This window comes from Microvirga sesbaniae (genome assembly GCF_025460805.1).
Taxonomy (GTDB): domain Bacteria; phylum Pseudomonadota; class Alphaproteobacteria; order Rhizobiales; family Beijerinckiaceae; genus Microvirga; species Microvirga sesbaniae.
In genome coordinates this window covers 26,948-39,504 of the sequence record NZ_JAMXFJ010000039.1, presented here as the reverse complement: position 1 = coordinate 39,504, position 12,557 = coordinate 26,948, and the positions used below count along the sequence as shown (strand labels likewise).

12 protein-coding genes and 2 pseudogenes are annotated in these 12,557 nt (G+C 60.1%); 2 read left to right on the top strand and 12 right to left on the bottom strand.

Translation table 11 applies throughout. The features are described 5' to 3' along the window. The 7 genes and pseudogenes from OCW50_RS28025 to OCW50_RS27995 form a co-directional block, all read right to left on the bottom strand. Positions 1-126, bottom strand: a pseudogene (locus OCW50_RS28025) (sugar ABC transporter ATP-binding protein); the annotation flags it as partial. Positions 127-202: 76 nt separating this feature from the next. Further along, the gene (locus OCW50_RS28020) at positions 203-1,534 is read right to left on the bottom strand and encodes an alpha-glucosidase/alpha-galactosidase (RefSeq protein WP_262299866.1); all 1,332 of its coding nucleotides are present in this window, start codon (positions 1,532-1,534) and stop codon (positions 203-205) included. Between the two features lie 39 nt (positions 1,535-1,573). Further along, positions 1,574-2,413, bottom strand: coding sequence for a carbohydrate ABC transporter permease (locus OCW50_RS28015; protein ID WP_262299865.1), 840 nt, complete (start codon positions 2,411-2,413; stop codon positions 1,574-1,576). A gap of 14 nt (positions 2,414-2,427) precedes the next feature. Beyond that, on the bottom strand, positions 2,428-3,405 hold the full coding sequence (locus OCW50_RS28010) for a carbohydrate ABC transporter permease (RefSeq protein ID WP_262299864.1): 978 nt from the start codon (positions 3,403-3,405) through the stop codon (positions 2,428-2,430). 9 nt (positions 3,406-3,414) lie between these two features. Further along, complete coding sequence (locus tag OCW50_RS28005; RefSeq protein WP_262299863.1) at positions 3,415-4,707, bottom strand: ABC transporter substrate-binding protein; 1,293 nt, start codon at positions 4,705-4,707, stop codon at positions 3,415-3,417. Between the two features lie 70 nt (positions 4,708-4,777). Next, positions 4,778-5,872: a LacI family DNA-binding transcriptional regulator gene (locus tag OCW50_RS28000; protein WP_262299862.1), complete on the bottom strand. Its 1,095-nt coding sequence runs from the start codon at positions 5,870-5,872 to the stop codon at positions 4,778-4,780. Positions 5,873-6,343: 471 nt separating this feature from the next. Continuing rightward, positions 6,344-6,886, bottom strand: a pseudogene (locus tag OCW50_RS27995) (cobalamin-dependent protein); the annotation flags it as partial. A gap of 573 nt (positions 6,887-7,459) precedes the next feature. Here OCW50_RS27995 and OCW50_RS27990 point away from each other — a divergent pair. Continuing rightward, on the top strand, positions 7,460-7,957 hold the full coding sequence (locus tag OCW50_RS27990; protein ID WP_262299861.1) for a shikimate kinase: 498 nt from the start codon (positions 7,460-7,462) through the stop codon (positions 7,955-7,957). A 14-nt stretch (positions 7,958-7,971) separates the two neighbouring features. On the opposite strand, the gene OCW50_RS27985 is transcribed toward OCW50_RS27990, so the two are convergent. The 4 genes from OCW50_RS27985 to OCW50_RS27970 all read right to left on the bottom strand — a co-directional run bounded on the left by OCW50_RS27985 (position 7,972) and on the right by OCW50_RS27970 (position 10,433). Further along, positions 7,972-8,499 (bottom strand): GNAT family N-acetyltransferase, encoded by a 528-nt coding sequence (locus OCW50_RS27985; protein ID WP_373371527.1) that lies wholly within the window; start codon positions 8,497-8,499, stop codon positions 7,972-7,974. Then, positions 8,499-8,738, bottom strand: a complete 240-nt coding sequence (locus tag OCW50_RS27980) for a hypothetical protein (protein ID WP_262299859.1) — start codon at positions 8,736-8,738, stop codon at positions 8,499-8,501. The genes OCW50_RS27985 and OCW50_RS27980 overlap by 1 nt, the downstream gene beginning before the upstream one ends. Positions 8,739-8,815: 77 nt before the next feature. Further along, positions 8,816-9,112 carry a helix-turn-helix domain-containing protein gene (locus tag OCW50_RS27975; RefSeq protein ID WP_262299858.1) on the bottom strand — a complete coding sequence of 99 codons (297 nt, stop codon included), beginning with the start codon at positions 9,110-9,112 and terminating at the stop codon, positions 8,816-8,818. Positions 9,113-9,473: 361 nt separating this feature from the next. Continuing rightward, on the bottom strand, positions 9,474-10,433 hold the full coding sequence (locus OCW50_RS27970; protein WP_262299857.1) for a quinone oxidoreductase family protein: 960 nt from the start codon (positions 10,431-10,433) through the stop codon (positions 9,474-9,476). A gap of 97 nt (positions 10,434-10,530) precedes the next feature. Between OCW50_RS27970 and OCW50_RS27965 the strand changes: the two genes are divergently transcribed. Beyond that, entirely contained in the window at positions 10,531-11,454 is a 924-nt protein-coding gene (locus tag OCW50_RS27965; RefSeq protein ID WP_262299856.1) for a LysR family transcriptional regulator, read from the top strand. A 36-nt stretch (positions 11,455-11,490) separates the two neighbouring features. Here OCW50_RS27965 and gcvA read toward each other — a convergent pair whose 3' ends face one another. Beyond that, positions 11,491-12,408 carry a transcriptional regulator GcvA gene (gene gcvA, locus OCW50_RS27960; RefSeq protein WP_262299855.1) on the bottom strand — a complete coding sequence of 306 codons (918 nt, stop codon included), beginning with the start codon at positions 12,406-12,408 and terminating at the stop codon, positions 11,491-11,493. Positions 12,409-12,557 lie beyond the last annotated feature (149 nt).

The following is a 12,557-nucleotide window of genomic DNA, read 5'->3' as shown; positions in this document are numbered from 1 at the left end:
CTTGCCGCAGCCCGACGGCCCGACCAGGATCACGAACTCCCCGTCCTGGATGTCGATCGACACCCCGTGGATGACCGGGACCGTTCCGAAATTCTTGCGGATGTTGCGGATCTCTACTGAGGCCATGGGATTCCCTCCGAAGTCTTCTGTTCCAGGCAGCATGTGGCAGACGCATCCGTCCGCCACATGATGGAGAAGGACGTTAGGCGTAGCGCCGGGCCTGTTCGGGCTGCGACCGGGAGGCCCGAATCCCCTCCGGCATGGCGTCGCCGTGAGCTTCAATGAGTTCCTCCACCATGGCGCCGATCTCCTTGATCGACAGGACACTCGCCGCATGGCGATCGAGCAGAGCGGCACGGTGAACCCGATCCCGGTTGCCCTCGAGCGCCGCCTTCACGGTGAGATCCTGAACGAAGACGTGGGGAGCACAATACCCGGCAAGCTCGGGCGGCAAATTTCCGACCTGACAAGGACGCAGACCGTTCCGGTCCACAATCATCGGCACCTCAACACAGCAGCCTTCCGGTAGGTTTTCTATCAGCTTGGTGTTCTTCACATTGCCATAGATCACCTGAGGCTTGCCGGTCATCATGGCATGGATGATCAGGGATCCGTACTCGACACTGCGCTCAAGCGGGAACGCCTCGCCGCTCAGCAGTTGCTTGCGGGTGTCCTGGTAACGGCGGAGATTGCGCTCGCTGCGGCGGATGTATTCGTCCACCGGCACGTCGTACTCGGTGATCTGGTCATCCCGCTTCAGGAAGTAAGGGGTATACTCCGCGTTGTGCTCGCTCGACTCGCTGATGAACCAACCGAAGGAGCGCATGAGCTCGAAGCGGACCTTGTCCTTGGCGTAGATCTCAGGGTTCTCCATGGCCTGCCACAGGCGCGGATAGGCGTCCTCGCCGTCGATCCGCAGCTTGAGGAACCAGGTCTGGTGGTTGATGCCGGCGCAATCATACGACAGCCGCTCGACCGGCACGTTCAGGTAACTCGCGAGTTCCTTGCTCGTATTCTGCACGTTGTGACACAGGCCCACCACCTTCTGCTCCGGAAAAGCCTCGTAGACGGCTTGGGTCAGGATGCTCATCGGGTTGGTATAGTTGAGCAGCAGCGCGTCGGGGCAGAGCTCGCGCATCTCCGCCACCATGTCGACCATGAAGGGGATCGTGCGCAGGCCGCGGAAGATGCCGCCAATGCTCAAGGTGTCGGCAATGGTCTGCTTCAGGCCGTATTTGCGCGGGATCTCGAAGTCGAGCAGCGTCGCCTCGTGCATGCCGATCTGGACCATGTTGATGACGAAGTCCGCGCCGTCGAGCGCTGCCCGGCGATCCAGATGCTCCTCGACCTTGGCATTGGCGCCGAACTGCTCGGCCGTCCAGCGGGCCATCATGCCGGCGGTCTCGAGGCGCTCCGCATCGATGTCATGAAGGGAGATTGTCACTTCCCGAAGCTCGGGCAGGTCCAGAATATCCGTGAGAAGGTTTTTGACGAACACGACGCTTCCAGCGCCGATCATAGCCACTTTGAACATGAGGGATGTCCTTTCGAGAGTACGTGAGAGCGGTGATGTCTATTTTAGGCCGGTTCCGGCGATGCCCTGGATGAGCTGACGCTGGAAGAACACGAAGATCACGAGCATCGGCGCCAGAGACAGCAGGGCGATCGCCATGATGTCGGTCCATTCCGTGTTGTACTGCCCCTTGAGCAGGTTCAGACCGAGCTGCACCGTATACATCTCCTGATCGGTGAGGATTACGAGTGGCAGCACGAAGTCGTTCCAGCGCCACATGAAGGTGAAGATGATCAGCACGGCGATGATCGGCTTGGAGAGCGGGAGCACCACTTTCAGGAAGATGGTCAGCTCACTCGCCCCGTCGAGCCGCGCCGCCTCGAGCAGCTCGTCCGGGATGCTGACCATGAACTGGCGCACCATGAAGATGCCGAACGCCTCGGCCGCGCGGGGGAGGATGACGCCCCAGTAGTTGTTCAGCAAACCCATGTCCGCGACGACCAGGAAGAGCGGGACGATGATGACCTGGATCGGGATCATCAGAGCGCTGAGCACCCCGATGAAGAGGATGTCGCGGCCAGCGAAGCGGAACTTGGCGAAGGCATAGCCGCACAACAGGTTGAGACTGACCGTGATCACCACCGCGGCGACGGAGATCACTATGGAATTCCACGTCCAGTCGAGGAAGGGCATGCGGCCCAAAGCATCCGTGAAGTTGCTCCACACCCAGCCCGTGGGCAGAAGATTGACCGCTCCACTGAAGATCTGATCCCTCGGCCGGACGGCCGTGGCGAACATCCAGTAGATCGGGAAGAACATCACCACCGCGCCGGCGGCGAGGAGGAGCCAGAGACCCCAGGTCTCGAGGCGTTGACGTGCCGGACTCGTTGTCGTGACCATCAGGATACGGCCTCCTAAACGAATTGCTCGGTGCGGCGGTTGATCCGCCACTGGATGAGCGTGAAGAGCAGGATCAGCATGAAGAGGACCATGCCCATGGCGCTTGCGTAACCCATCTCCGAGCTCGCGAAGGCCGCCTGGTAGATGTACTGGACGATCATCGTGGTCGAGAACCCGGGTCCGCCTCCGGTCATGACGAAGATTAGGTCGAAGACTTGAAACGAGTAGATCACGTTCAGGATGAGCAGCAGGAACGTGGTGGGCCGCAGCAAGGGCCAGGTCACGAAGCGGAACTGTTGCGGGCGCGTCGCGCCGTCAATCACGGCCGCTTCGTAGTAGCTCGGCGAGATCGATTGAAGTGCCGCCAGATAGACCACCATGCAGAAGCCGATGCGCACCCAGAGCGTCGTCAGGATGATCGACGGGAGTGCCCATCGCGGAGACGACAGCCAGGAAACGGGTCCGATGCCCACCTGCTTGAGCAGCGCATTGATAACGCCGTAGTTGTCGTTGAACAGCCACGCGGCAATGACAGCCGTCGCGACGCTGGAGACGACGACGGGCAGGAAGTAGAGGCTGCGCAGCAATGTCCGCGTCGCCAGTTTCCGGTTGAGGCCCATCGCCAGGAAAAGGCCGAGGATGAGGCTCGTCGGGACGGTCGCGGCTGAATAGATGACCGTGTTCGTCAACGACTGCCAGAACTGGCCGTCGGTCAAGAGCCTGGTGTAGTTCTGGGCGCCGACGAATTCCGGCGCATCGATCAAGGACCACTGATGCACGCTGATGTAGGCGGCGTACAGGAGGGGAAAGAACACGAAGACCGAGAACAGCAGCAGGTTCGGTGCGATGAAGAGATAGGGAGTGAGGCGAGACCTGGAGGACCGCCACCAGCCGGAAACCCGGCTGGTGGTCGTCTCGCTTCGCTCCTTCGGATAGGTCATGGAAAGATCGGCCATGGTGGTGTCCGTCGTGAGAGGAATGATGGGCTTCACCCCGATCTCTTAGGCCGACAACAGGATGTTCTTTGCATGCGCCTCGATGTTCTTGGCCGTCTGTTCGGGCGACTGGCCCGAGGTGAAGGCGAGATCGAGTTCATCCGCCAGCTTGGGGTTGAACTTGCCCCAGGTCGGCAGCACGACCGTGCTGACGAGGTGCTGCGGGATGGTCTTCGTCTGTTCGACGAACACCTTCATTTCGTCTGGCTTCAGGGCATACTGAACCCCACCCTCGACCAGCGACTTGCGGACAGGCAGGAACTGCGCCGCGCTGATGTAGTCGCGCATGTTCTCTTCGTTGACGAGGAACTTGAGGAAGTCTGCCGCAACCTCGGGATTCTTGCTGTCGCGCGAGATGGCCACGCATGTGCCGCCAAGGTCATCGGCCATCGCCACGTCGCGCGGCAGGTAGGTGACGCCCCATTTGAACTTGGTCGCCTGCTGGTTCACGAAGGGAATCTGCCAATTGCCGTTCAGCATCATTGCGACGGTTCCGTTGGCAAACAGGTTCTGGACCGGCTCGGCGCTCTTCACCGACGTGCTCGGGGGAACCAGACCTTCCTTGAACCAGCTCTGGGTCCAGGCGATGGTCTCGATGCCTGCGGGCGTATTGATCTGCGGTGCTGTCAGTTCGTTGTTCAGGAGCTGGCCACCATGCTGGTACAGATAGATCATCCAGCGATGGACGGCGGAGTTCTGCCAGCTCATCGCGAACGGGTAGGAGCCAAGCGACTTCTCCTTGAGCAGCTTCGCGACCTGGATGAAGCGCTCCCAGGTCCAGGCCTGATCCAGGCTCGTTGGCACCGACACCCCGGCTTGTTCCAGCATGTCGGCATTGTAGAACAGGGCGAACGTATCGGTGTGATGCGGCAGTGCGTAGGGCTTGCCCTGGTAGTTGACGGCGCTCCAGACTGATGGCGTGAAGGCGGCGCTATAGCTTGAATCGATGAACTGGCTGAGATCGATCGCAGCCTTGCCAAGGGCATAGCGGCCGACCTGCTGGTACGTGACCCGGAACAGGTCCGGAGCCTGCCGGCCCGCGAGCCGCGTGTCGATCTGCTGGTAGAACTGGCCGAACGGAATGACGTCGAGCCGTATCGTCACGTTCGGGTTGGCCGCCTGATACTTGGCAATGACCTGATTGTAGGCATCGACCTCAGCCTTGCCGCCCCATACAGCCATGGAAAGCTTTACCGGACTCTGCGCCAAGCTGGGATTGACCCGCCCGGCGACCATCAGGCCAGCACCTGCGCCCAGTCCTGCCTTCAGGATCGTTCGGCGGTCGAATGTATTCGTCATGGTTTCCTCCTTGGTCTAGTTGAGCTTGTGTTGGGTTACCGTCCTGCCTTCTGCCGCGCAGGTTCGGCGCTTATTTCGCCTGGGCTCTGCGCCGAGCCTTAGGGGGTGAGGTCTTTCCTCCCCCACATGATTCACGCACGACGAGTTTGACGGGAAGCAAATGTTCCCTCATGTCGGCAGGCCTCTTCTCGAAAGCGGTGATGAGTGCCTCAATCGCGAGACGGCCGAGCTCCTCACGTGGGTGATCGATGGTGGTGAGAGTTGGGGCGGTGAACTGTCCGATGGCTACGCCATCAAACCCCACAACGGCAAAGTCATCTGGAACTCTCAATCCACGCACGCGCAGGGCGTGAAGGGCGCCAACTGCCATCTGATCGTTGTACATGAAGGCTGCTGTCGGTCGCAGCGCACCGAGGTCAAGCAATTGCTCCGTGGCGTTGCTGCCGCCGGCCATTGTGTTCTCTGCGGTCAGAACCAGAGAAGGGTCGAAGGTCAAGCCCGCTTCTTCCAGTGCCCGGCAATAGCCATCAAGGCGATCCCTGCGTGTGCCAGGTTCATGCAGCTTTTCCGTCACGTGGGCAATGCGACGGTGACCTAGATCGATCAAATGCCGGGTCGCCATGTAGCCGCCCGCTTCCAAGTCGACGCTGACGCTCTGGATGGCCGAATCCGGGCTGTGTTCCTGAAGAACGACGACCGCGACGCCGCGGGCAGCGAGTTGCCGCAGTTCCGCAGCGGTGCAGTTCTCGCGTCCGGCCACGATAATGCCGTCGAAGGCAGCGCCCTGCAGAAACGATAATGCATGGAACTCTCCAGGCATTGTCTTCGCCGGGATTACCGAAACCGCATAACCATGCTGTTGGGCTGCCGTCTGAGCTGCCCTGACGACATCGGAGAAGTAGGGATTGTCTAGGGTCGGCAGGACGAAGGTGATGATATTCGTCCGGCGCTGGCGCAGGCTGCGGGCGGCATGGTTCGGCGTGTAGCCGAGCTGTGCTGCCGCGGCAATCACCCGATCACGGGTTTCGTCTGAGATACGAACCTTGCTGGCGCGACCGTTCAGCACAAGGGAGATCGTTGCCGGAGAGACGCCGGCGAGACGGGCGACGTCGACACTCGTCGGAGCACTGGCTTGGGCTGCGTTCGTTGGGCCCCGTCGCGCCACTGGATATATCCCTTGCTAAATCGAATTAGCTAAAAGGATTTAGCAGAACTGGGAACTTGTCAATTCTCAAGTACGCAGCCGCGCTTCCTACTAAAGTCTAGGATCCAGCGCCTGTGCCAATGGCCCAGCTAGAGCTATAGGGAGCGTGGGAGACGCTTATACTACCGCTTATGAGAGGAGCTTGGACCAAACTGAGCAACATATTGGCGGCCGTAATCTCCCTGGCCGTTGCAGTCTTCCGATCGCTTATCCAACGCGACGCTGTCACTTACCGGCGTTGTGCGAACATTCACATCCACGTTCTTTCACATCTGCCACAGGCGGGAAATGCGACGTCCCTACTTTGCACGATCAGCACATTCTAATTTTGCGGCTACAATCAAAAGACCGGTAACAAACATCATGGAACCTGACCTGAGTGGCAGAGGGCGGGAGGCCGTCCTGATGCCTAAAGGCCGCGTTGCTTCATGATCATTCCGCTGCCTGCTGCGGCCCGTAGCCCAGGCGCTGATTAAGATCCTCGATCAGGTTCACGGCCGCGTCGGCGATGACGGTGCCGGGCGGGAAGATCGCCGCGGCGCCGGCCTTGGTGAGCGCATCGAAATCCTGCGGCGGGATCACGCCGCCGACCACGATCATGATGTCGTCGCGGCCGTACCTGGCGAGTTCCCCCTTCAGCTCCGGCACCAGCGTGAGATGGCCGGCCGCCAGCGACGACACGCCGATGATGTGCACGTCGTTCTCGATAGCCTGGCGGGCCGCTTCCGCCGGCGTGGCGAACAGGGGGCCGATATCCACGTCGAAGCCGAGATCGGCGAAGGCCGAGGCGATCACCTTCTGGCCGCGGTCGTGCCCGTCCTGGCCCATCTTGGCGACGAGGATGCGCGGGCGCCGGCCATCGTCGTGCTCGAACTGCTCGACCAGGGCGCGAACCTTCTCAACCGCTGGCGACGCCATGCCGACCTCCCGTTTGTACACGCCCGAGATCGCCTTGATCTCGGCCCGGTGACGGCTCCCCCTGTCTGTTGCCGAGGTAGGCTCATTGTTCTTGGATGGGGAGTTCCCCTGGTGGATTGCCGGCGGTTACGCAATCGAGTTCGCCGTCGGGTGCCCGTTCCGACCTCATGCAGACATCGAAGTTCTGCTCCTGCGCAAGGACCAACTGCTGGCCCAAGGAATGCTCGAAGGGTGGGACTGTTGGGCCGCGGATCCGCCAGGCACTCTGCGCCCATGGAGGCCAGGAGAGGTTCTGCCCCCTCATGTCTCGGATGTCTGGTGTCGGAAGGAGCCGACCACCCCCTGGTGTTTGCAACTGATGCTCGATGATGATGAGGGAAACTGGCGATCCTGGCGCAATGGTTTGGTCACGAGATCGATTGACGCGATGGGCCTCAGGAGCGCTGAGGGCCTCCCGTTCCTCGCTCCCGAAATCCAATTGTTCTACAAGGCCAAAGCGCCCCGCCCCAAGGACTGGCTGGACTTCGCAAAGGTGCTCCCTCTGCTGTCCAACAGTCAAAAGACCTGGTTGAGAGACGCTATACTTATCACTTATGGCGAAGATAACGATTGGCTTCGAAAGATCCTACCATGTTGACGGTCATTCACCTCAACGGCTCAATCAACAGCGGCAAATCATCAGTCGGTCATGCCTTGGCAGATCTACTGCCTGATGCCATCTTCATTGACGGCGATGATCATGACGCTCCTGATGACGCGCCCCTCACCTTGAGGATCCAGACTGCCCTGAGGCGTATCGAAACCAAAGTCGCGGACGCGACAGGGTACTATCTGATTGTGGCCTATCCTCTGGATCAGACGCACTATGACCAGCTTCGCGCAGCCTCAGGCAGGCGGGGCGCCCGACTTCTGGTCCTGACACTCGCCCCACCCCTTGAGGTAGCCCTCAGTGACCGAGGAACCAGGAGTCTCACTCCTGAGGAAAGAGAGCGCATCCTCGAGATGTATGAAGAAGGCTACCAGAGCCGTCCTTTCAGCGATGCCGTGATCGATACAGCAGGACGTACACCGAAACAGAGCGCAAAGCAGGCCGCCGAAGTGGTTCTTGCGCTCAGGGTATGTCGATAAGACGCTTTATGGAATTAGGTCTCAACGTCGGTGATATAGAGGTACCGGAGAACCTCTTGCCCAGTGGTTCGGCTGACCTTTGTGAACACTTCCCGCCTCTGATGAAATCTTTCAGCCACTTTTTGAGAAGGCAGGTTTTCGGGGCTGGTGATACTTACCACCCGAGGCATCTGGAGCATATCTAGCCCGTAACGCACACAGGCGCGGGCGGCTTCCGTGGCTAGGCCCAGGTGCCAGAACTCGCGCCAGAGATGATAGCCCACCTCTGGCTCCTGGCCGGCCGGCGTAGTCTGGAGGGTGAGCCCGCAGTCACCGATCAGATCGCCAGTGGCTCTGCTGACAACCGCCCAGAGGCCGAACCCATTGTTGGCATAACTGTCGAAGGCAAGCTCCTGAAACCATGCCTCCGTTTCAGGGTATGACTTTGGCGCGGGATAGAACTGCATGCACTTCCGGTCACCATAGATGCGATGGAGGTCAGGGAGGTCAGCTGGGGTGATCTCCCTGAGAATGAGCCGAGGAGTGGACAGGATCTCACGCATCATTTGCGCTCAGGCTGGCTCGCTTTCGGTTGCACGATGGCGCCAGCGTTGGGGTGGCGTTTTTCCGCCTGCTCTCCCTGCCGGGCGCCATCGCCTTTCATCCGCCCATCAAACAGGAATGGCTTTGTTCCATTCGTGCTCGGCGCAGCCGGAGCCTGCGATTGTCCGGAGGGAGCATTTTGAGCGCTGGCGGTGGTCGCGGCCAGTGCCAACACAATCGCGATTGCTATTCTCGACATGACAGACATCTCCTCCTTTTGCCCAGGATCGGTCACCATTGGGGAGCAGGGCCAGGCTGCCGGGAGCCTCACATTCTTTAGACGATGCCCCAGGCTCGATAGCGTCGCCGGCCGGTCAGTTCCCGTGGTAGCGCTCCTCCCAACTGCAGCAGCATAATATCAACCGCCTTAGGGGTCACCTTCAGAAGCTTCGCGCCTAGAGGCACCGTCACTAGCGGGCGCGACAGGAACAGATCCACCAGCTCGCGCAACTTGGAATTGCTGCGGCACTTGTCGGCCACCCGGTTCATCAGCTCCCGCGCGAGGATTAATCGCTCCAGATCCTTGTTCGCGATCTCGACGTTGCGCCGCGTGTTCCACCCATTCGACGACATCGAGAAACCGTTGCGTCTTTGTCATTGATGCTGTCGTTCCACGGCTCACAGCCCCCGGTACTTTACGCCGTCGGTTGGCGACGGCAGCCAGGTTCCCCGTGTGCCATGAGATCAATGCCGAGCAGGGAAGGTCGGTTGAGGGTCAGACATTCGCATTCCGACGTCCAAATAAATGTCGACTCTCGAACGCCGAACCGGACCAAGCTCTTACGTCTCAGGAGTGCCAGAGACGGACCTTCGCCCAGCCTCTCCAACGTTAAGAACGCTCTGATCCGACGGTCCCGCATAAGGATGTGCTTGGCACTCTGGATCCGACCCAGCACGCATCATTTTCCGCGCTGTCTGCTCTAGCGCGTGCTCCTCATCGGACTCTCAGGACGAACTTGCCTGGACCTTGCCGAGTCTCAAGTGCCAGATGTGCATCTCCTGCCGCGTGAAGATCGAGCACAGCAATCTCGCCCACGCTGTGATGGTTGAAGGACAGGGCGGCACGAGCAGCAGCCGCAATCCGATCCGGGAACAGAGACGAGAGCCCTCCAGTCGCAAAGCCTTCGATCTGCAGCGAGCGCAGCCAGATCTCATCCCCCGAAAGGGCGGTGTCCATCCCGCTCGCATTTCCGAGCAGGACGAAACGTCCTCTGGTCTTGAGACGGCGCAGGAGCCGGAGCCGAAGCTCGCCGCCGACGGTATCGAAAGCGGCATCCAGATCGTCCATCAGGTTCCCGAAGTCGTCCGCAGTGATCGCCCTGGTTGCTCCGGCTCGTATCAAGCTCTTATGATGGGTGACTTTGCTTGAGATGGCGATGATCTCTGCCGCCCCTGCTGCTTTGGCTGCAGCGATCAGGCACTGGCCGAGCCCACCGGACGCACCGCTGATGGCCACCTTTGCGCCGGGCACCAAGCTGCCGACGGCCATCACCGCAGTTGCCCCATTCACAATGATGGCTGCCGCCGTAACGAGATCGTCCCGAGGGTCAAGCGGAACCGTCAGCGCTGCCTTGGCTCGTGCGACTTCGCCATATCCGCCCATGCCTCCTCCCTGGACCGTGAAGTCGGTCAGCAGGGCGGCTACTTTCTGGCCAATGGTGAGGTTGGTCACCCCCTCTCCAACAGCCCTGACATAGCCACTCACCTCAATCCCGGGGATCACGGGAAGCTTGACAAAATCGAATCTGCCGGACCTGAGCAGCGTATCGACAAAGCCGACCCCGGCATAAGCAACGTCAATCGTCACCTCACCCGGTCCGGCCTCCAGAGGGGGAACATGATCTACCTTCAATTGGCCGACGTTACCGAATTCGCGGATCACGATCGCTTTCATCTTCTGGCTCCAAGCTGTTGATGCCGCAAGCATGCCCTGTTCAAGCCATCGGGATTAGTGTTGAAATTGCAGAGTCACCCGTTAGTCAGATTGTTGAATGAGTCGTCTCAAATCCCTCACTGTCTTTGTCCGCGTTGCTGAACTGGGGAGCTTCGCGGCCGCGGCACGGGACCTTGGGCTGTCGCCTGCCATGGTCGGCAACCATATCCGAGCCCTGGAGGAGTGGTTCTCGACCCCCCTGCTTCTTCGGACAACCCGGCAGCAATCCTTGACCGATGCTGGACAAGAGGTCCTGGGAAAGGCCCGGCATGTCCTGGCTGGCATGGCCGCCTTGGAGTCCTTTGCGGAACAAAGCCAGGAGCCGTCCGGCCCTTTGCGGCTGTCCGCACCCGTCGGAATCGGGCGGCATGTCGTTGCGCCCGCTCTGCGGGGCCTCGCCCGGAGGTATCCCGAGCTAAAGGTCGAATTGCGCCTTTCTGACCTTCCGGAGGACATGGTCAAATCCAGTCTCGACCTCGCCATCCGCAATGGTCCTTTGCCCGGCGACGAAGCAAGCCTGATCGCTCGCGTCATTGCTCGTCAGCCCCTGATTCTTGCCGCATCGCCGAGTTACCTAGCGGCCTACGCCTCACCTCGGACTCTCGGCGATTTGCTGCAGCACAAAACCATTCGCTACTCTCGCAATGGCCGGCCTCGGCCTTGGCTCTTCCCATCAGGGGAGAGCGTGGAGCTGATCGATCCACCGACCGCCTTTATGTCGGATGACATTGAAACTCTCTGCGATGCGGCCCGTGAAGGGCTCGGCATCACTTGGCTGCCGGATTGGCTGCTGGCACCGCACATTGCTGCTGGAACTTTGGCGATTGTATTGCCTGAGCAAAAGCCTTGGGAGATCGATACCTATCTGATCAGGCTAGCCTCCCCACACACCTCACCCAAGGTTCTGCATGCCGCCGAGTATGTGGCTAAGGAAGTTTCTCAGCGGCTGACTCCCGGATTAACCCGGAGAGCAAAGGCTTGACAAACCCAGGGCCTCATTAGCTCCATCGTCTCGCTCCTAGATAGCAATTCCTCCGGCCGACTCCCCGCTGACGAAGCTCTCTGCCTCACTGATCAGCCACTCCCGCACCGCTTCAACGCTACTATCATCATGGTGGCCGTCCGGGATCACGAGATAGAATCCGCGTCCTGTGAGCCTCGATCCAAGAGGAGCGGCAAGTGTGCCAGTTGCAAGTTCGTCGGCAACGAGCGCTAGTCCTGCCAAGGCAATTCCCTGTCCGGCGACAGCAGCCTGGATTGCGTGTGTCTCGTCGGTGAAGACGATGTCGCTTCCCGACCGCTGGTACGGCAGTCCTGCCTTAGCGTACCAACGTGGCCAGGTCGGTGTGATCTCGTCAAGCTGCCGCCATTCACTGTGGATCAGCGCGTGGTCCTCAAGATCGGGCGGGGTTCGGACGTTCAGATGCGGGCTGCAGACCGGCGCAAATGTCTCCCGGAACAGCAACTGCGAACGGCAGCCGGGATAGGTGCCGGCACCATAACGGACTGCGATGTCGGCGGCTCCCGTTCTGAGATCGATAACGTCATCGGATGCGAGCAGGCGCAGATTGATCCCAGGGGACTGCTGTCGGAAGGACGCTGTCCGCGGTACGAGCCATTTCGACGTAAAAGCCATTGTGGCCGTCAGGGTCACCGTGCTGGCGGCCTTGATCGCCGAGACCCGTTCTACCGCCCGTGCAATGGCATCGAAGCTGTCCCGAAGGGGTATGTATAGCGTCTGAGCGGCAGACGTCATAATCACGCGTCTGGTCCGGCGCTCAAACAGCTTCTGCCCGAGCGTTTCCTCAAGGAGCCGAATCTGATGGCTGATGGCCGTCGGTGTGACTGCAAGCTCGTTGGCCGCCCGCTTGAAGCTGAGGTGCCGAGCAGCCGCCTCGAAAGCGCGCAGGGTGGCAAGGGGTGGCAGTTTCCTCATCAGGGCTTGATAGCTGAGTTCATCTCATCTGACGAGTGAGAAATTCGACTTTGTCAGCGGCTAGTTCATGCGCAATCATTTTACAACTCTTGATCTCGGTTCCCATCCCTTCGCTATAGCAAGATGAACTAGGATCATCTCGCGGGATA